Consider the following 17,700-nt stretch of genomic DNA (forward strand, 5'->3'; position numbering starts at 1 on the left):
GCGGAATCGGCGGCCGGGCAGCCCGGGGAAGCACCGCAGCCGGCTCGTCCAAGCCAAGCATAGACAAAATTTTTGACAACTCGTCAAGGTGACCAAGTATTGGGTTATCTTGCATAGTTGGACCCGGTAACCAGATTTCTCCCGATCTGATTTGACCAAGAACTTGACTGTGTCAGGCGCGGGCTGTTTGCCTCGACCCGCACGGTTCTCCGCTGCACGACCGGCCCTGGCCCAACCGCACCTGGCGCCCGCCCCACCGGCGGACTCCCGAAGGGAGCAGCACGTGGCACAGAGTTCACAGCATTCACTCGACCGGAACGACATCATCGAGTTGTGTACGAGCTTCGGATGGTTGTTCGACCAGCAGAATTGGTCGGCGCTGACCGAGTTGTTCGCCGACGAGGTGATCGCCGGATCGCCGGGCGAGCAGTTCACCGTGCCGCGGCGGCAGTTGGTGGACGGCTGGTCCGCCCAGGTCGCCCGGGCGCGGTCGGTCCACCGCCAGATCACCGACCACCTGGTGGTGCCCGGCGCCGACGGGACCGCCGTCTGCACCGCCAAGTACCGGCTCCAGCTGGTCGGTTCGGCCGTCGACCGGGATCCGCGGGTGGAGACCTCCGGGCACTACCGCTTCGAGCTGCGCCGCACCGGCGCCGGCTGGCGGATCGCCGGCATCACCGACACCGTGGTCTGGCGCAGCGGCGACCCGGCGGTGGCGGCCCGGCCCGGCGACGAGGCCCAGCAGGTGGCCCGCCGGTTCCTGAACGCGATCTCGGCCCGGGACCTGGAAACCGCCTTCGCCTGCCTGGCCGACGACGTGGTGATGGACATGCCGCTCGCCCCGCCCGGCGCCCCGACCCGGCTGGTCGGCGACCAGGTCCGCGCCCTCTACACCGGGGTCGCGGCCGCCATGCGGGCGATCGACCTCCCGATCGTCCGCAGCGAGGCCTTCGCCGACCCGCAGTGGGCGCTGGTCGAGTACCTGAGCAAGATGATCCTGCCGAACGGCGCCGACTACACCAACCACTACTACGGCATGTTCCAGGTGGTGGACGGCAGGATCACGGTGCTTCGCGAGCTCTACGACACCTATGCCTACGCCGAGCAGGTGCCGGCGGAAATGCGGTTCGCGGGCGGCGAGGGGGAATCCCGATGACGACTGGTCAGACGGCTCTGCTCGGGGTCGGCGTGCCGCTCTCGGGTGCCTGGGCGACTCCCGGCAACCAGAAGGGGATCGCCCAGCTGGCGGAGGGCCTCGGCTACCACTCACTGTGGACCTTCAGCCGACTGCTCTTCCCGCTCTCCACCGACGACGCCGAGTGGACCTCCGAGTTCGAGCCGGCCTTCAACCACGGCGTGGCGGAGCCGGTCACCACGCTGGCCCAGGTCGCCGCCGTGACCGACCGGGTGCGGCTGGGCTTCTCGGTGATCAACGCGCCGTTCACCGCGCCCGCGATGCTGGCCAAGCAGCTGATCCAGCTGGACCGGATCTCCGGCGGGCGGCTCGACGTCGGTCTCGCCCAGGGCTGGTCCCAGGAGGAGTTCACCGCCGCCGGGGTGCCGATGGCCCGCCGGGTGGCTCGCATGCTGGAGTACGCCGAGGTCATGCGGCGCATGTGGGAGGGCGAAATCGCCGAGTTCAAGGGCGAGTTCACCGAGCTGCCGCGCACCCTGGTGCGACCGCGGCCGGACCAGCAGACCTTCCCGCTGCTGCTCGGCGGCTCGACCCCGGAGGCCTTCGCCCGGGCCGGGCGACTGGCCCAGGGCTGGGTCAGCCCGGGCTTCGTGACCCTGAGCGACATCGTCTCGGCCACCCGCGGGGTACGGGCCGCCGCCGAGAAGGCCGGCCGCGATCCGCAGGCCTTCCGGGTGGTGGTGCGCGCCACCACGTTCCTCGACACCGACCAGCAGGCGCTGCGCCCGGACGGCGAACGCGAGCTGTTCCGGGGCTCGTTCGAGCAGGTGACCGAGGACCTGCACCGCTGCTGGGAGGCGGGCGCCACCGAGATCTTCCTCGACTTCAACTTCGATCCCGCGATCGTCGGCCCGGACGTCACGCCCGAGGCCGCCCGCACCCGGGTCACGAAGGCCCTGGAGGCCTTCGCGCCCATGACCGCCGCGCGGCCACAGGGCTAGCGCGGAGCACCGACGAACCACCGCGAGCAGCGGCCCCGGCCGCTGAAGGGGCATCATGGACCGGACCACAGAACCAGGAACCCGACAGGACACCCGGGCGGGAGCGTCCCCCGCCGCCACCCAGGCCGGCGCCACCGGCCCGCTGGTGGTCGCGGTCGCCTGCCTGGGGTTCTTCATCACCACGCTCGACACCACGGTGGTCAACGTGGCGCTACCGGCCATCGGCCGGCAGTGGGGCAATCAGGTCTCCGGACTGCAGTGGGTGGTGGACGCGTACACCCTGGTCTTCGCAGCCCTCCTGCTCTCGGCCGGGTCCGTGGCCGACCGGATCGGCGCCTCCCGGGCGTTCGGTTGGGGCCTGGCCATGTTCACCGTCATGTCCGCGGTCTGCGGCTTCGCACCGAACCTGGGCGTCCTGATCGCCGCCCGGGCGGTGCAGGGCGCGGCGGCGGCCGTGATGCTGCCGGCCTCGCTCTCGCTGGTCCGGCAGGCCTACGGCGACCCGGCGGGCCGGGCCCGCGGCATCGCGCTGTGGACCGCCGGCGGCGGTGTCGCGGTGGCCGCCGGGCCGGTGGTGGGCGGCGCGCTGACCGACGGGCTGGGTTGGCGGTGGATCTTCTTCATCAACCTGCCGGTCGGGATCGCGGCGCTGGCCGGCCTGGTCAAGGCGCCCAGGTCGCGGCCCGGCACCGCCTCGCTGGACCTCGGCGGCCAGTCGACCGCCGTGGCCGGCCTGGCCGGGCTGGTCTTCGCGGTGATCAACGGTGGCGCGCACGGCTGGACCGCGCCCGGCACGCTGCTCGCGCTGCTGGTCTTCGCGGTCTGCGCGGTGGCGTTCGTGGTGATCGAGAGCCGCCAGGAACGTCCGGCGGTGCCGCTCAGCCTGTTCCGCCACCGTGCGGTGGCACTCTGCACCTGCACCGGCTTCGCGCTGAACTTCAGCTACTACGGCTTCGTCTTCGTGCTCACGCTGTACTTCCAACAGCTGCGCGGGGCCTCACCGTTGAGCGCCGGCCTGATGTTCGTGCCGATGACCGCCTTCACCACGGTGGTCAACGTGACGGCCGGGCGGCTGACCAACCGGTTCGGGCCGCGGCTGCCGCTGATCATCGGCGTGCTGATCCAGGCCGCCGGCCTGCTGGCGCTGCTGGTGGTCGGCCGGCACACCGCGATCGCGCTGGTGCTGGTGCTGCTGGTGCCGCTGGGCATCGGTGGTGGGCTCGCGGTGCCGCCGCTGACCACCGCGATGCTGGAGTCGGTGGAGCACGAGCGGGCCGGCCTGGCCTCGGGCATCCTCAACTCCGCCCGGCAGATCGGCGGTGCGATCGGGGTCGCGGTGTTCGGCGCCCTGGCCGCCGGCGGCTCGGGCTTCATCGCCGGCATGCACCTGTCCATGCTGGTCTCCGCGCTCGCCCTGCTGCTGGCCGTCGCCGCCGTGGCGGCCCTGCTGCCGGCCCGGCTGCACCACTTGGCCGACTGACCGAACCCTCAGGAGGAGGACCCATGGAGATACAGCGGTTCGTCGCCGGCCGCCGGGCCGACGGCTCGTCGGTGGTGGACGCGCGGGGCCCGGTCGAACCGGTGGTCCTGCGGGCGATGCCCGGCTACGAGTTCTTCCGGGTGTGGGGCGCCGACGGCACGCCGACGGTCGGCACCGGCTCCGAGGCGGCGAGCTTCGAGCCGTACTTCCCGGCCAAGCCGGGCGACTTCCGCTTCGTGGTGGTCAGCTGGCCGCCGGACGGCGCCGCGGCGGCCCCGGAAGGCGACCAGGCGGAGCTGTTCGCCGAGGTCGAGCAGACCTTCCCCGGCATGCTGGCGGCGATCACCCCCGACGCGGCCGGCCGGCACGCCACCGACACCGTCGACCTGGTGGTGGTGCTCCAGGGCGAGCTCTGGCTCGAACTGGAGGACGGCACCGAGACCAGGCTGACGCCCGGCAGCTGCGCGGTGCAGCGCGGCTCCCGGCACGCCTGGCACAACCGCGGCGACCAGCCCGCGCTGGCCGCCTTCGTCTTCCTGGGCGCGGAGCCGGCCGCCGGCTGAGCCGGCCTCGGCCGAGCCGGCGGATCAGGCCAGCGGATCGTCGTCGCCGTACCGGCGCAGCCGCAGCGTGCGGGCGTCCAGGGTGCGGATCCGCTCGGCCCGCTCCACCAGCAGCTCCAGGTCGTCGCGGCCGGCGTGGATGAACCGCCCGTGGAGCGCGTCGAAGCGCCCGCGGGCGGCATCCACGGCGACCGCCACCATGTAGGGGATGCTGTTCCACTCCGTCCGGTCGGCGAACATCGGCATGCCGGCCGTCATGTCGGTGGCCACCGCGCCCGGGCTGACGTCCAGCACCACCACGTGGTGGGCGGCCAGCGAGTCGGCGATGTTGTCGGAGAGCTGGAGCAGCGCGCCCTTGGAGGTGGCGTAGGCGGTGTAGTGGCCGTCGGGGCGCACCGCGAAGCCGGAGTTGAGGTTGAGGACCCTGCCGCGGCCGCGCGCCACCATGCCGGGCAGCACGCAGCGCAGCAGGTTGAACGGCCCGCGCAGGTTGACCTCGATCACCTGCCACCACTGCGCCGCGTCGACCTCCCAGATCGGCACCTCGGCCTTGTCCACCTGCCCGGCGTTGTTGACCAGCAGGTCGATCGGCCCGAGGTCCCGCTCGACGCTGCGCACCGCCTCGCGCACCGCCCCGAGTCTGGTCACGTCGGCGGTCACCGCGATCCCCCGGGCGCCCTCCCCGGCGCAGGCCCTGAGCGTCCCGGTGAGGGTCTCCAGGGTCCGGCCGACCAGCCCCACGGCCATGCCCTCGGCGGCCAGGCCGAGCGCGATCTCCCGTCCGATGCCCCGCCCGGCGCCGGTGACGAGGGCCACCTGGCCCTCCAACGTGCCGCTGCGCATCGCCGCTCCCTCCACGCGCCCTGCCGGTCGCCGACCGTTCGGCGCGGTTCACCCGGACAGCATGCGGGGCCGGGCCGGACCCCGGTACCGGACCACACGGGCGGGGCAGCCTCGATCATTCGAATGGGCGTCATTCGAACGGCGTAATGGCCATTTGCCCGGGGCACCGGCCCCACCGGGGCGTGCCAGGTAGTACGGTCGAGCGACAACGGTCGAGCCGGCCGGGCGGCGATCCCGCCCGTCCGGATTCCGGAAAGGCAAGTTGAGTGAGCGACATCGCGCGCGTTGGGGTGGTCGGCTGCGGCCTGATGGGGTCGGGCATCGCGGAGGTCTTCGCCCGCTCCGGGCTGGACGTGCTGGTCTCGGAGGCCGGCGCCGAGGCGCTGGAGTTCGGCCGGGCCCGGGTGAGCAACTCGCTGGAGACCGCCGTCAAGCGCGGCAAGCTCACCGCCGAGCAGCGGGACGAGGCGCTGGGCCGGATCACCTTCACCACCGAGCTGGCCGACTTCGCCGACCGCGACCTGGTGGTCGAGGCGGTCGCCGAGATCGAGGAGATCAAGGTCAAGATCTTCCAGACCCTGGACCAGGTGGTCACCCGCCGGGACGCGGTGCTGGCCTCCAACACCTCCTCGATCCCGATCGTGAAGCTGGCCGCCGCCACCACCCGCCCCGAGCAGGTGATCGGTCTGCACTTCTTCAACCCGGCACCGGTGCAGCGCCTGGTCGAGGTGATCCCCACCCTGACCACCTCCGCCGAGACCACCACCCGGATCGAGACCTTCGCCGTCGAGGCGCTCGGCAAGGAGCCGATCCGGGCCCGCGACCGGGCCGGCTTCGTGGTCAACGCGCTGCTGGTGCCGTACCTGCTCTCGGCCGTCCGGATGTTCGAGTCGGGTGTGGCCACCGCCGCCGACATCGACAAGGGCATGGAGGCGGGCTGCGCCCACCCGATGGGTCCGCTGCGGCTGTGCGACCTGATCGGCCTGGACACCATCGCGTCGATCGCCGACAGCATGTACGCGGAGTACAAGGAGCCGCTGTACGCCGCTCCCCCGCTGCTCTCCCGGATGGTCGACGCCGGTCTGCTCGGCCGCAAGTCCGGTCGCGGCTTCTACGACTACACCGCCACGGCCTGACGGACCGCCCCCTCCCGGGCTCGCCCGCCGGGCGGGCCCGACCCGGTCGGTACTGTGGTACCCGAACAGAACAGATCGGGGAAGGCCGAGTGTGCTGATGTCCACGCCGCAAGGGCGGCTCTCGGCGTTCCGGGTGGCGCTGCCGCGCCGAGCGGGCTGGGTGCTCGCCGTCTCACTGGCGGCGCACCTGGTGATCACGGTGCTGGCCACCGACATGTTCGACCTCAAGGTCTACTACCAGGGCTCCCCCGGCGTGCTGCACGGCACGCTGTACGACTTCGTGCTGCACCGCTCGGACCCGCACGCCCAGCCGCTGCCGTTCACCTATCCGCCGTTCGCGGCGGCGGTCTTCCTGCCGCTGGCCGCGCTGCCCTGGCCGGTCGCGGCGGGCGCCTGGCACCTGCTGTCGCTGGGCGCGCTGTGGCTGGTGGTGCACTGCTCGTTCCGGCTGCTCGGCCATCCGGCCCCGGCCCGGCCCGCGATGCTCTGGACGGCGCTGGCCCTCTGGCTGGAGCCGGTGCGGCACAGCCTGGGCCTGGGGCAGATCGACCTGATCCTGGCGGCGATCGTGCTGCTCGGACTGACCCGCCGCTCATCGCTCGCGGCCGGTGCCGGCGTCGGCGTCGCCGCCGGGCTGAAGCTGGTACCGGCCGTCACCGGGCTGTACTTCCTGGCGGCCCGCAGGTGGCGGGCCGCCCTCTGGTCGGCGCTGGTCTTCTTCGCCACCGTCGGCCTGGCCTGGGCGGTCGACCCCGGCGACTCCCACCGCTACTGGTTCCACGAGCTCTACGACACCAGCCGGGTCGGCCAGGTGGCCTCGTTCGAGAACCAGTCGCTGCGCGGTGCCGTGGCCCGCACCCTGGGCCACGACGGCGGGCTGTCCGCGCTCTACTGCGTGCTGGCGCTCGGCGCGCTGGCCGGTGGCCTGCTGGCGCTGCGGGCCGCCGGCCGGCGCGGCGAGACCCTCGCCATGGTGGTCACCGTCCAGTTGCTCGGGCTGCTGCTCGGCCCGATCTCCTGGAGCCACCACTACGTCTGGTTCCTGCCCACCCTGATCTGCCTGGCGCACGGCCCGCTCCGGCGCGGCCGGGCCGGGCGACTGGCAGTCGCCGCCTGGCTGGTGGCGGCCGGCAGCTGGGTGGTCCCGGCCGCCGGCAAGGCCGCCTCCCACCTGGCCCCGGGCGCCGCGCCGCCCTGGTACCTGGTGGCGCTCTCCTGGAGCTACCCGGTCTGCGCGGCGCTGACCTTCCTGGCCGTCGCCCGCGGCGGGCACGCGCCCGCCCCGGCGGCGCGGCCGCGCCGGGCGACGCCGGCCGAGCGGGCCGTCCTGGACTGACTCGAAGAACCTCTGAGAGGGAAAACCTCTGAGAAGAACGGCGGCGACCGATGAGTCCGGTCGCCGCCGTCCGTCTACTCTCCCGGAAGAGCTGATCACACGCCCGGAGAGGACCCCCACATGAGCTACGCCGAGGTCAACGGAGTCAACCTCCACTACACCGAGCAGGGCTCGGGCGAGCCGCTGGTGCTGCTGCACGGCGGCCTCGGCTCCACCGACATGGTCGCGCCGCTGATCCCGGCGCTGGCCGAGCACCGCCGGGTGATCGCGGTCGACCTGCAGGGCCACGGCCGCACCGCGGACGTCGACCGGCCGATCCGCTACGAACTGCTGGCCGACGACGTCGCCGCCCTGATCAAGCACCTCGGCCTGGGGCAGACCGATCTGATGGGCTACTCGTTCGGCGGCTCCACGGCGCTGCGCACCGCGATCCAGTACCCGGAAATGGTCCGGCGCCTGGTGGTGGTCTCCATCCCGTTCGCCCGATCCGGCTGGTACCCGGAGATCCTGGCCGCGATGGGGCAGATGGGCCCCGGCTCGGCCGAGGCCACCAAGCCCTCCCCGCTCTACCGGACCTACGCCGCCGTCGCGCCCCGCCCGGAGGACTGGCCGCTGCTGCACACCAAGATGGGCGACCTGCTGACGCAGGAGTACGACTGGTCCTCCGAGGTGGCCGCCCTCGACACCCCCACCCTGCTGGCCTTCGCCGACGCCGACTCCATCAGTCCGGCGCACATGGTCGAGTTCTGGCGGCTGCTCGGCGGCGGCCTGCGGGACGCCGGCTGGGACGCGGCGGACCGCCCGGCCGGACAGCTCGCCGTGCTGCCGGGCACCACCCACTACGACGTGCTGCAGTCGCCGGCCCTGCTCCCGGCGGCCATCGCGTTCCTGACCGCGTAGCGCGTTCCCGACCGGATGGGAACGCACTGGGCCCCGGCCGACCCAAGCTTGGGTTCTAACGGCCGGGGCCCAGTGGTGTCCGCGGCGGTTACGCCCCGCGCAGCACCGCGCCGGTCCGCTCGGCGGCGGTGGCGACGGCGGCCTCGCGGGCGGCGGAGGCCTCGTCGGCGGTCAGCGTGCGGTCGGTGGCCCGGAACCGCAGCGCGTAGGCCAGCGACTTCTTGCCCTCGCCCACCTGCTCGCCGGTGAAGACGTCGAACAGCCGGATCGCCTCCAGCAGTTCGCCCGCACCGTCGCGCAGCGCGGCCTCCACCTCGGCGGCGGGGACCTTGTTGTCCACGATCAGCGCGACGTCCTGGGTGGCCACCGGGAAGGTGGAGACCGTCGGGCCCTCCACCCGCTGCTCGCCGTCGGCGGTCAGCAGGTCGACGCTCAGCTCCATCACCGAGGTGCGCTCGGGCAGGTGCAGCGCCTTGACCACCCGCGGGTGCAGCTCGCCGGCGTACCCGACGACCCGGTCGGTGCCCGCCACCAGCAGCTCCGCGCAGCGCCCGGGGTGCCAGGGGTCGTTCTGGCCCTGCCGCACCGCCAGCTCCACGCCGGCCGCACGCGCCACCACCCGGGCCGCCTCCACGGCGTCCGCCCAGCCGGCCTGGCTGCCCTTGCCCCACCAGCCGGAGGGCAGCCGCTCCCCGGCCAGCGCCACCGCGACGTGGCGCGGCTGCTCGGGGAGCGCGGCGTCCAGTGCGGCCAGCTCGGCGTCGGTCGGCCGCCGGTCGACGGCCGGGCGCGGCGCCACCTTCGGCTCCGCGTCGGGCAGGAAGACCAGCCCGGTCTCGAAGATCGCCAGATCGGTGTTGCCGCGGCCGATGTTGCGGCGCAGCGCCCCGAGCAGGCCCGGCAGCAGCGTGGTGCGCAGCGCCGGCTCCTCGTCGTTGAGCGGGTTGACCAGCTTGACGGTGCGGCGGCGGACGTCGTCGGCCGCCAGACCCAGGTCGTCGAAGGCGGCGTCGCCGATGAACGGGTAGGCGTTGATCTCGACGTAGCCGGCCCCGGCCAGCGCCACACCGATCCGGCGGTGCATCCGCTGGGCGGCCGTCAGGCCCTGGCCCGGCGGCACCTGGGGCATCCGGGCGGGCACGTTGTCGTAGCCCTCCAGCCGGATGACCTCCTCGGCCAGGTCGTTGGGGTCGGTCAGGTCGGGGCGCCAGGTCGGCGGGGTGACCTCCAGCAGGTCGGCCCCGATCACCGTGCAGCCGACCTCCTGCAGCCGGCGGGTGACCGTCTCCCGGCCGTACGCCGTGCCGGCGACCCGGTCCGGCAGGTCGGCCGCGATGGTGATGGTGCGCACGGGGTGCGGGGCGGCGATGTCGGTGACCCCGGCCTCGGCGGTGCCGCCGGCGATCAGCACCAGCAGGTCGACGGCGCGCTGCGCGGCGGCCCGGGACGCCTCCGGGTCGACCCCGCGCTCGAAGCGCTTGGAGGCCTCGGAGGGCAGCTTGTGCCGCTTGGCGGTGCGGGCGATGGCGACCGGGTCGAAGCGCGCCGCCTCGATGATCACCTCGGTGGTGCCGGTGACCTGGCCGGTCTCCGGGTCGGTCACCGGGTCGAGGATCTCGGTCGAGGCCCCGCCCATCACGCCGGCCAGGCCGATCGGCCCCGACTCGTCGCAGATCAGCAGGTCCTCTTCGGACAGCTCGCGCTTGACCCCGTCCAGCGTGGTCAGGGTCTCGCCGGCGGCCGCGCGGCGGACCGTGATCGCGCCCTGGACGCGGCCCCGGTCGTAGGCGTGCAGCGGCTGACCGATCTCCAGCATCACGTAGTTGGTGATGTCGACGGCCAGCGAGATCGGCCGGATGTGCATCTTCTGCAGGCGGCGCTGCAGCCAGATCGGCGACTGGGCGGCCGGGTCGATGCCGGTCACGGTGCGGGCCACGAAGCGGTCGCAGCCGGCCGGGTCGGCGACCTTGACCAGGTGGCCGTAGGAGTTGGCCGGCGGCGTGTCCAGCAGCGCCGGGTCGGCCAGCGGCAGCCCGAAGGCGGTGGCGGTCTCGCGGGCCACGCCGCGCACCGACAGGCAGTAGCCGCGGTCGGGGGTGACGGCGATGTCCAGCACCTCGTCGACCAGCTGCAGCAGCTCGATCGCGTCGGTGCCGGGCTCGTAGTGCGCCGGCAGCACGATGATGCCGTCGTGGTCGTCGCCCATGCCGAGCTCGCGGGCCGAGCAGATCATGCCGGCCGAGGTGCGGCCGTAGGTCTGCCGGGCCGAGATCGGGAACGGGCCGGGCAGCACGGCGCCGGGCAGCACCACGACCACCTTGTCGCCGACCGCGAAGTTCCGCGCGCCGCAGACGATCTCCTGCGGCGCGCCGGTGCCGTTGGCGTCGCCGACGTTGACCGTGCAGTAGCGGATCGGCTTCTTGAAGCCGGTCAGCTCCTCGATCGAGAGCACCTCGCCGACCACCAGCGGGCCCTTGAGGTCGGCGCCGAGCTGCTCGACGGTCTCGACCTCCAGGCCGGCCTGGATCAGCTTCTCCGCGACCTCGCGACCGGTGACCGTCGCCGGCAGGTCGACGTACTCGCGCAGCCAGGAAAGCGGGACGCGCATCAGATCTCCACCCCGAACGGGAGAGTGAAACGGACGTCACCCTCGACCATGTCGCGCATGTCGGCGACGTTGTGACGGTTCATCAGGATCCGCTCCAGGCCCAGGCCGAACGCGAACCCGCTGTAGCGCTCCGGGTCGACTCCGGAGGCCACCAGCACCCGCGGGTTGACCACGCCGCAGCCGCCGAGCTCGATCCAGCCCTCGGAGGAGCAGGTGCGGCACGGACGGTCGGGGTTGCCCACGCTGGCGCCGCGGCAGACGAAGCAGAGCAGGTCGACCTCGGCGCTCGGCTCGGTGAACGGGAAGTACGAGGGCCGCCAGCGCAGCGGCAGCTCGTCGCCGATCAGCTTGGAGACCAGCAGCTCGATGGTGCCCTTGAGGTCGGCGAAGGTGAGGCCCTCGTCCACCGCGATGCCCTCGACCTGGCGGAACACCGGGGTGTGGGTGGCGTCCAGCTCGTCGGTGCGGTAGACCCGGCCCGGGCAGACCGCGTACAGCGGCGGTTCCTTGGCCAGCATGGTGCGGATCTGCACCGGCGAGGTCTGGGTGCGCAGCACCATGCCGGAGTCGGCCGAGCCGTCGGCGGCGGCCACGAAGAAGGTGTCCTGCATGGAGCGGGCCGGGTGGTCCGGGCCGAGGTTGAGCGCGTCGAAGTTGAGCCACTCGGCCTCGACCTCGGGGCCCTCGGCGATCGAGTAGCCCATCGCGACGAAGGTGTCCTCGATCCGCTCGGCCAGCGTGGTCAGCGGGTGGCGGGCACCGCGCGGCGTCCGGTCGTACGGCAGCGTGACGTCCACCGCCTCCTCGACCAGCACCCGGGCATCGCGCTCGGCCTCCAGCTCGGCCTGACGCTGCGCCAGCGCCTTGTTGACCGCGCCGCGGGCCTGGCCGATCAGCTTGCCGGCGGCGGCCTTGGCGTGCGGCGGCAGCGCGCCGATCTCGCGGTTGGCGAGCGAGAGCGGGGAACGGTCGCCGGTGTGCGCGACCTTGGCCTGCTTCAGCTCCTCCAGGCTGCCGGCGGCGGCGAAGGCGGCGATCGCCTCGTCACGGGCGCGCTCGACCTCTTCGGGCTTCAATGCCTCGACCTCCACCGGGTCGTAGGACTTGTTGGGTGCCGACATCTCGATGTTTTCCCGTGCTCCTGCTCGTCTTGGTGGCGTTACACCAGGTCGAGTGTAGTCGCGCCCGGTGGTTGCCCTTTGCTGGGACGGCCCGCCGGGCCCCGGAACCGGTCGGTGTCAGACCATGAACTCGGGCACCCCGGCGGGCAGGATGAATCGGAACCGGGCACCGCCGCCGGGCCCCCGGTCGATCCGGATGGTGCCGCCGTGCGCCTCGACGATGCCCTTGACGATGTAGAGCCCCAGGCCGGTCCCGCCGCGCTTGGAACCGCGCCAGAAGCGGGTGAAGACGCGCGGCATCGCCTCCTCCGGAATGCCACCGCCCTCGTCGCTCACCGTGACCGCCGTTCCCTCCACGACCCGCGGCGCCGTGCCCGGGTGCTCCCAACTGGCCGGCTCCACGATCTCCTTGGCCCGCGCCACCTCGATGGTGACAGTTCCCTCGCCGTGCCGCACCGCGTTTTCCAGCAGGTTGGCCAGCACCTGGTCGACCTTGTCCGGGTCGGCCCACTGCTGCGGCAGGTCGTCGCCGAGCCGGATGTCGAAGCGTTCGGCCGGGAAGCCGGCGGCCACCTTGCCCGCCACCTGCCGGCGCACCGCCGCGGCCAGGTCGACCACCTGCTTGCGGACCTCCAGCCGCCCGGCGTCGATCCGGGAGATGTCCAGCAGCTCGGCGATCAGGCGGGTGACCCGGTCGGCGTCCGCGTTCACCGTCTCCAGCATCACCCGCTTCTGGCCGTCGGTGAAGCGCTCCCACTTGTTGAGCAGGGTGGCCGTGAAGCCCTTGACGCTGGTCAGCGGGGAGCGCAGCTCGTGCGCCACGGTGGCGATCAACTCGGCGTGGGCCCGCTCGGTGCGCTGCCGGGCCTCGGTGCCGCGCAGCGTGACCACCAGCCGGCGGACCGGCCCCTGGGCGTGGTCGCGGACGTACCGGGCCGAGACCAGCACCTCGCGGTTGGAGCCGGGCAGCAGCAGGTTGCGCTCCGGCTGCCGGCTGCGGATCGCCAACCCGCCGTACGGATCGGTCAGTTGCCACCAGCGGCGGCCGTCCAGGTCCTCCAGCGGCAGGGCCTCCTCCAGCGGGCGGCCGAGGGCGGCGCGCGGGCTGATGCCGGTGAGGCGGGCCGCGGCGGCGTTGAAGCAGACCACCCGGCCGTCCCGGTCGGCGATCACCAGGCCGTCCGGCAGGTCGTCCGGCCGCAGGTCTTCGAGTCCGGGGCCGGACACCGCTGCCCCGGCGGCCATGGGCCGACCCTCGCCGCCGCTCATGGGCGTCCTCCCGATCCCACACGACTCGCGCACATAGCGGCCCCCTCTCATGGATCGAGCCGGACGTGCGGCCTGATGCATCAGAGAGGGCCCGGGCCCCCGCCTGGCACGACCCTAGCGCTCGGTGGCCGACTCGCGACACCCTGCGGGCGAACGCTGTGCGCGAGCGGAGGCGTAGAGGCACACGGCGGCGGCGGTGGCGAGGTTCAGGCTCTCGGCGTGCCCGTGGATGGGGACGCGCACCACCTCGTCGGCCAGTGCGCGGGTCTGCTCCGGCAGGCCCCAGGCCTCGTTGCCGAAGATCCAGGCGGTCGGGGCGCCCAGGCTGCCCTCGTCCAGCTCCTGGTCCAGGTCGCGCTCCCCCGCGCCGTCGGCGGCCAGCACCCGCACCCCGGTCTCCTTCAACCGGGCCACCACCTGCTCGACCGGCACCCCGACGGCCACCGGCAGGTGGAACAGGCTGCCGACGGAGGCGCGCACCGCCTTGGGGTTGTAGAGGTCCACTGAGGCGTCGGTGAGCACCACGGCGTCGGCTCCGGCCGCGTCGGCGGTGCGCAGCACGGTGCCGGCGTTGCCGGGGTCGCGCACGTTGGCCAGCACCGCGACCAGCTTGGGCCGGCTGCGCAGCACCTCCTCGAACGGCGTGTCGAGGAACCGGCAGAGCGCCACCATGCCCTGCGGGGTGACCGTGTCGCAGATGTCGGCGATCACCTCGTCGGTGGCGGTCAGCACCGGCAGGCCGGCGTCCCGGGCCGCCCCGACGATCTCGGCGTGCCGCTCGGCGGCCTCCAGGGTGACGTAGACCTCGACGACGGCTCCGTACGCCACCGCCTCGCGCACCGCCTGCGGTCCCTCGGCGAGGAAGCGGCGCTCCTTGCCGCGGCCGGCCCGCCGGGCCAACTTGCGGGCGGCGATCACCCGGGGCGAGCGGAGCGAGCTGAGCAGGGGGGTGTCGGTGCTGGCCATGGTTCGCTTTCTTCAGGACCCGGTCGGAACGGGTTCTTCAGGACCCGGTCGGAACGGGACGGACCCGTCAACGAGCAGACCCGCAGGCTCCCGGGGAGCCTGCGGGTCTGCTGAGCTACGACGACGATCAGGCGGCGTCGGCGGCGACCTTCGGCGCGTTCACGTCGGTCGGCAGCGCCTTCTGGGCGGCCTCGACGAGCGCGGCGAACGCGTTCGGGTCGTTGACGGCCAGCTCGGCCAGCATCTTGCGGTCGATCTCGATGCTGGCGGCCTTCAGGCCCTGCACGAAGCGGTTGTAGGTCATGCCGTTGGCACGAGCGGCCGCGTTGATGCGCTGGATCCAGAGCTGACGGAAGTCGCCCTTGCGCTTCTTGCGGTCGTTGTAGTTGTAAACGAGCGAGTGGGTGACCTGCTCCTTGGCCTTGCGGTACAGGCGCGAGCGCTGGCCACGGTAGCCGCTGGCGCGCTCCAGGATGACCCGGCGCTTCTTGTGGGCGTTCACTGCCCGCTTGACGCGTGCCACTTCATTACTCCTTGGGTTGGACCACGGACTACTTCACGTGGTCCGTCTTCGTGTCGGTCGGGAAGGATCTGCCGGACTCCGCAGCCGTCAGGCCGCGGCGGGCGATCACTTGCCGAGAAGCTTCTTGATCTTCTTGGCGTCCGCGGGAGCCATCTCGGCGGTGCCGGTCAGACGGCGGGTCAGCGTGGAGGGCTTGTGCTCCAGGAGGTGGCGCTTGCCGGCGCGCTCGCGCAGCACCTTGCCAGAGCCCGTGATCTTGAAGCGCTTGCTCGCGCCACTGTGCGTCTTCTGCTTCGGCATGTCGCCGTATCTCCTCGTCGGTCCGCCCGGGCCCGTGTGGCGAAGCACACGGGCCCAAGCGCTGGGTGTTCTCCGGTCACCGGGGCGGGAGCCCCGGTACCGCGGTGGCCGGATCACTCAAGACCGGCCGGAGCCCCTGGGGGCTCAGGCGTCCTGGGCGACCTCGGCGGCCTGCTCGGCGGCGGCGGCGTCAGCGCCGGCCTCCGCCTGGTCCTGGGTCGCGTCCGCTTCGGTGGTCTCGGCAGCGGCGGCGTCGTCCTCGGAGGTGGCGGCCGGTCCGCTGGCGCGGCCCTGGCGCTCGGCCTTGCGGGCGTCCTGCGCCGCACGGGCCTCGGCCATCGCCTCGGTCTTCTTCTTGTGCGGGCCAAGAACCATGATCATGTTACGGCCGTCCTGCTTGGCCGAGCTCTCCACGAAACCCAGGTCCTGGACGTCGTTGGCGAGCCGCTGCAGCAGTCGGAAGCCCAGCTCGGGGCGGGACTGCTCACGACCGCGGAACATGATCGTGATCTTGACCTTGTCGCCCTGCTTGAGGAACCGGACGACGTGACCCTTCTTGGTGTCATAGTCGTGCGGGTCGATCTTCGGCCGGAGCTTCATCTCCTTGATGACCGTGTGCGCCTGGTTCTTGCGCGCCTCACGGGCCTTCATGGCCGACTCGTACTTGAACTTGCCGTAGTCCATGAGCTTGCACACCGGCGGCCGGGCGGTCGCCGCGACCTCGACCAGGTCGAGGTCGTACTCCTGCGCGAGCTCCAGCGCCTTGGCAAGCGGCACGATGCCGACCTGCTCGCCGCTGGGACCGACGAGTCGCACCTCGGGGACGCGAATCCGGTCGTTGATGCGGGGCTCGGTGCTGATGGGGCCTCCTCGGTTGCACCTTCTGCGATGCGGCCGTCAAGGGGCGGTCGCACGTAGTGGACTTCGACCACTGGGCGGAGCTTCATGCGTGCTGCGGTACTGCGTGGCACCGCGGCACGAAAAAAGCCCCGCTCGATAGCAAGCAGGGCTCCACACAACCGGGGCATCCGACCAGGACACCACTGGCGACACTCGGCCATCACTGGCCGCGGTCGCGGACCGGACCCGTCGACCGCCAGGTCGATCGGGTGGGAGACTGTCGGGCTGCCCTCGCGGACTGCCGGAGTGGAGCCTCCACTTGCTGGCCGGGCACGGTGAAGCGCCAGGCCGGTCGCTAAGAACTGTACACGATGGCGGGGCGGATTGTCGCCGGCGCGCCCTTGTACCCTCCAGGAGTACCGATACAACCTGATGGAATGAGCCTGGTGTGAGCAGCGAGCCCGAGTTCGACGACCTGACCCGCGACATCGCGGAGGTGCCGGCCGTCGAGGTGATCACCACCGTCGCGGTGCACCTGATGAGTGCGGCGGCCGTGAAGTGCGGGCTGGCCGAGGGCGGCGACAAGGACAAGGACCTCGACGAGGCCCGCAAGCTGATCACCGCGCTGGCCGGGCTGGTCACCGCCGGTGCGCCGGAGATCAGCAACTTCCACGCGGCACCGCTGCGGGACGGGCTGCGCTCGCTGCAGCTGGCGTTCCGGGAGGCCTCGCTGGTGCCGGACGCCCCGGGCGCCGGGCCGGGCGAGAAGTTCACCGGGCCGGTCTACTCCTGAGGCCCTGACGGGCGCCCTGGAGGTCCGGGGCCGCCCTGGCGGGTCCGGGGCACCTCGGCGGCGCCGGGGCCGGACCGGGCGCGCCGGGGTTCGTTCAGGCGCGCTGGTAGAACCCGCTCCCCGCGGCCGCCGGGGGGAGCAGCGCCAGGTCGAGGCCGCGGGCCAGCCGGACCCGCAGCACCGGGTCGGCCGCCAGCGCGCCGGCCAGTCGCTGCGCCACCTCCGCCACCGGCGCCCCGTCCGCCAGCGCCAGCGCCAGCACCACGTCGGTCTCGCTGCCCGGGCGCAGCTGGGCCCCCAGCACGTCCGGCTCGGCGGCCAGCAGCGCGGTGAGCGCGGTGCGCACGTCCGGGTCCTCGACCGGCGGCAACCAGTCGCGGTTCTCGGCCACGGCGCGCAGCCGGGCGCCGGTGAGCAGGTAGGTCACCGGGCCGGCCGGGTCGATCAGCAGGGTGTCGGCCTGCTCCGAGTAGGCGGTCAGCGCGGCCTGCGGCGCCGCCACCGGCGCCGGGCGGGCGTCCGCGCGCCAGGCGGCCATGGTGGCCAGCGAGGTGAAGGCGGGCAGCGCCCGGCGGCCGTCCGCCGCCTGGATCACCGGCACCGCCATGTCGCTGGTCTTCTCGTGCTTGTGCCCGTGCTCGTCCACCTCGACCTCGCCGAGCAGCGCCACGATCGGCACCATCAGCCGGGCCGCGCGCAGCACGGCCAGCAGCGCCGGCTCGGTGGCCGGGTCGGCGGCGAAGGCGGCCAGGGCGGCGGCCAGCGCCGGGTCGGCACCGCCGGCGTCCCCCGAGAAGCCCGGGTCCGGGATGTTCTTGAGCTCGTTCCCACTGTCCACCCGGCGAGCCTAGCCGCTGGTCACGGGCGGTCGGAGCACAGTGGTGGG

The 17,700-nt window shown here is 72.8% G+C and carries 17 protein-coding genes; 8 read left to right on the forward strand and 9 right to left on the reverse strand.

The window, feature by feature from the left end; all coding sequences use genetic code 11:
* The first annotated feature begins 283 nt into the window (after nt 1–283).
* Genes LN042_RS10060 through LN042_RS10075 form a run of 4 tightly spaced genes read left to right on the forward strand, consistent with a single transcriptional unit; the run spans nt 284 to nt 4,179 of the window.
* Nucleotides 284–1,156 (forward strand): nuclear transport factor 2 family protein, encoded by an 873-nt coding sequence (locus LN042_RS10060; protein ID WP_230050600.1) that lies wholly within the window; start codon nt 284–286, stop codon nt 1,154–1,156.
* Nucleotides 1,153–2,136 (forward strand): LLM class flavin-dependent oxidoreductase, encoded by a 984-nt coding sequence (locus LN042_RS10065; RefSeq protein ID WP_230050601.1) that lies wholly within the window; start codon nt 1,153–1,155, stop codon nt 2,134–2,136. The genes LN042_RS10060 and LN042_RS10065 overlap by 4 nt, the downstream gene beginning before the upstream one ends.
* A 55-nt stretch (nt 2,137–2,191) precedes the next feature.
* Nucleotides 2,192–3,616, forward strand: coding sequence for an MFS transporter (locus LN042_RS10070; RefSeq protein ID WP_230050603.1), 1,425 nt, complete (start codon nt 2,192–2,194; stop codon nt 3,614–3,616).
* 23 nt (nt 3,617–3,639) lie between these two features.
* Entirely contained in the window at nt 3,640–4,179 is a 540-nt protein-coding gene (locus LN042_RS10075; protein WP_230050606.1) for a cupin domain-containing protein, read from the forward strand.
* Between the two features lie 24 nt (nt 4,180–4,203).
* Here LN042_RS10075 and LN042_RS10080 read toward each other — a convergent pair whose 3' ends face one another.
* Nucleotides 4,204–5,022: an SDR family NAD(P)-dependent oxidoreductase gene (locus LN042_RS10080; protein WP_230050608.1), complete on the reverse strand. Its 819-nt coding sequence runs from the start codon at nt 5,020–5,022 to the stop codon at nt 4,204–4,206.
* Nucleotides 5,023–5,288: 266 nt separating this feature from the next.
* Here LN042_RS10080 and LN042_RS10085 point away from each other — a divergent pair, with 266 nt between their 5' ends.
* The 3 genes from LN042_RS10085 to LN042_RS10095 all read left to right on the forward strand — a co-directional run bounded on the left by LN042_RS10085 (nt 5,289) and on the right by LN042_RS10095 (nt 8,394).
* Nucleotides 5,289–6,158, forward strand: coding sequence for a 3-hydroxybutyryl-CoA dehydrogenase (locus LN042_RS10085; RefSeq protein WP_230050610.1), 870 nt, complete (start codon nt 5,289–5,291; stop codon nt 6,156–6,158).
* 97 nt (nt 6,159–6,255) lie between these two features.
* A complete protein-coding gene (locus tag LN042_RS10090) occupies nt 6,256–7,494 on the forward strand; it encodes a glycosyltransferase 87 family protein (RefSeq protein ID WP_230050612.1) in 1,239 nt (412 codons plus the stop codon).
* 120 nt (nt 7,495–7,614) lie between these two features.
* Nucleotides 7,615–8,394, forward strand: a complete 780-nt coding sequence (locus LN042_RS10095) for an alpha/beta fold hydrolase (RefSeq protein ID WP_230050613.1) — start codon at nt 7,615–7,617, stop codon at nt 8,392–8,394.
* Nucleotides 8,395–8,482: 88 nt separating this feature from the next.
* On the opposite strand, the gene pheT is transcribed toward LN042_RS10095, so the two are convergent.
* The 7 genes from pheT to infC all read right to left on the reverse strand — a co-directional run bounded on the left by pheT (nt 8,483) and on the right by infC (nt 16,042).
* Nucleotides 8,483–11,002, reverse strand: a complete 2,520-nt coding sequence (pheT, locus tag LN042_RS10100; RefSeq protein WP_230050615.1) for a phenylalanine--tRNA ligase subunit beta — start codon at nt 11,000–11,002, stop codon at nt 8,483–8,485.
* Nucleotides 11,002–12,123, reverse strand: coding sequence for a phenylalanine--tRNA ligase subunit alpha (gene pheS / locus LN042_RS10105; protein WP_230050617.1), 1,122 nt, complete (start codon nt 12,121–12,123; stop codon nt 11,002–11,004). The genes pheT and pheS overlap by 1 nt, the downstream gene beginning before the upstream one ends.
* Before the next feature lie 117 nt (nt 12,124–12,240).
* Nucleotides 12,241–13,368: a sensor histidine kinase gene (locus LN042_RS10110; protein WP_230050619.1), complete on the reverse strand. Its 1,128-nt coding sequence runs from the start codon at nt 13,366–13,368 to the stop codon at nt 12,241–12,243.
* 138 nt (nt 13,369–13,506) lie between these two features.
* Nucleotides 13,507–14,358, reverse strand: coding sequence for a TrmH family RNA methyltransferase (locus LN042_RS10115; protein ID WP_230050620.1), 852 nt, complete (start codon nt 14,356–14,358; stop codon nt 13,507–13,509).
* Nucleotides 14,359–14,485: 127 nt separating this feature from the next.
* On the reverse strand, nt 14,486–14,881 hold the full coding sequence (rplT, locus tag LN042_RS10120; protein WP_145907004.1) for a 50S ribosomal protein L20: 396 nt from the start codon (nt 14,879–14,881) through the stop codon (nt 14,486–14,488).
* A gap of 105 nt (nt 14,882–14,986) precedes the next feature.
* On the reverse strand, nt 14,987–15,181 hold the full coding sequence (gene rpmI, locus LN042_RS10125; protein WP_101379385.1) for a 50S ribosomal protein L35: 195 nt from the start codon (nt 15,179–15,181) through the stop codon (nt 14,987–14,989).
* Nucleotides 15,182–15,325: 144 nt separating this feature from the next.
* Complete coding sequence (gene infC / locus LN042_RS10130; RefSeq protein WP_230050795.1) at nt 15,326–16,042, reverse strand: translation initiation factor IF-3; 717 nt, start codon at nt 16,040–16,042, stop codon at nt 15,326–15,328.
* A 427-nt stretch (nt 16,043–16,469) separates the two neighbouring features.
* Here infC and LN042_RS10135 point away from each other — a divergent pair, with 427 nt between their 5' ends.
* Nucleotides 16,470–16,814 carry a DUF1844 domain-containing protein gene (locus LN042_RS10135; RefSeq protein WP_230050622.1) on the forward strand — a complete coding sequence of 115 codons (345 nt, stop codon included), beginning with the start codon at nt 16,470–16,472 and terminating at the stop codon, nt 16,812–16,814.
* 94 nt (nt 16,815–16,908) lie between these two features.
* Here the strand turns inward: LN042_RS10135 and LN042_RS10140 are convergent, their stop codons facing one another.
* Nucleotides 16,909–17,652, reverse strand: coding sequence for an SseB family protein (locus tag LN042_RS10140; protein ID WP_230050624.1), 744 nt, complete (start codon nt 17,650–17,652; stop codon nt 16,909–16,911).
* Between the last annotated feature and the right edge of the window lie 48 nt (nt 17,653–17,700).

The sequence above is a fragment of the Kitasatospora humi genome, assembly GCF_020907985.1.
Taxonomy (GTDB): domain Bacteria; phylum Actinomycetota; class Actinomycetes; order Streptomycetales; family Streptomycetaceae; genus Kitasatospora; species Kitasatospora humi.

What these genes read in the sequence shown, in the direction of transcription:
- LN042_RS10065 (WP_230050601.1), top strand. Translation starts at nt 1,153, where the DNA reads ATGACGACTGGTCAGACGGCTCTGCTCGGGGTCGGCGTGCCGCTCTCG.
- pheS (WP_230050617.1), bottom strand. Translation starts at nt 12,123, where the DNA reads ATGTCGGCACCCAACAAGTCCTACGACCCGGTGGAGGTCGAGGCATTG.
- LN042_RS10090 (WP_230050612.1), top strand. Translation starts at nt 6,256, where the DNA reads ATGTCCACGCCGCAAGGGCGGCTCTCGGCGTTCCGGGTGGCGCTGCCG.
- LN042_RS10070 (WP_230050603.1), top strand. Translation starts at nt 2,192, where the DNA reads ATGGACCGGACCACAGAACCAGGAACCCGACAGGACACCCGGGCGGGA.
- LN042_RS10075 (WP_230050606.1), top strand. Translation starts at nt 3,640, where the DNA reads ATGGAGATACAGCGGTTCGTCGCCGGCCGCCGGGCCGACGGCTCGTCG.
- rpmI (WP_101379385.1), bottom strand. Translation starts at nt 15,181, where the DNA reads ATGCCGAAGCAGAAGACGCACAGTGGCGCGAGCAAGCGCTTCAAGATC.
- pheT (WP_230050615.1), bottom strand. Translation starts at nt 11,002, where the DNA reads ATGCGCGTCCCGCTTTCCTGGCTGCGCGAGTACGTCGACCTGCCGGCG.
- LN042_RS10115 (WP_230050620.1), bottom strand. Translation starts at nt 14,358, where the DNA reads ATGGCCAGCACCGACACCCCCCTGCTCAGCTCGCTCCGCTCGCCCCGG.
- LN042_RS10110 (WP_230050619.1), bottom strand. Translation starts at nt 13,368, where the DNA reads ATGGCCGCCGGGGCAGCGGTGTCCGGCCCCGGACTCGAAGACCTGCGG.
- LN042_RS10095 (WP_230050613.1), top strand. Translation starts at nt 7,615, where the DNA reads ATGAGCTACGCCGAGGTCAACGGAGTCAACCTCCACTACACCGAGCAG.
- LN042_RS10080 (WP_230050608.1), bottom strand. Translation starts at nt 5,022, where the DNA reads ATGCGCAGCGGCACGTTGGAGGGCCAGGTGGCCCTCGTCACCGGCGCC.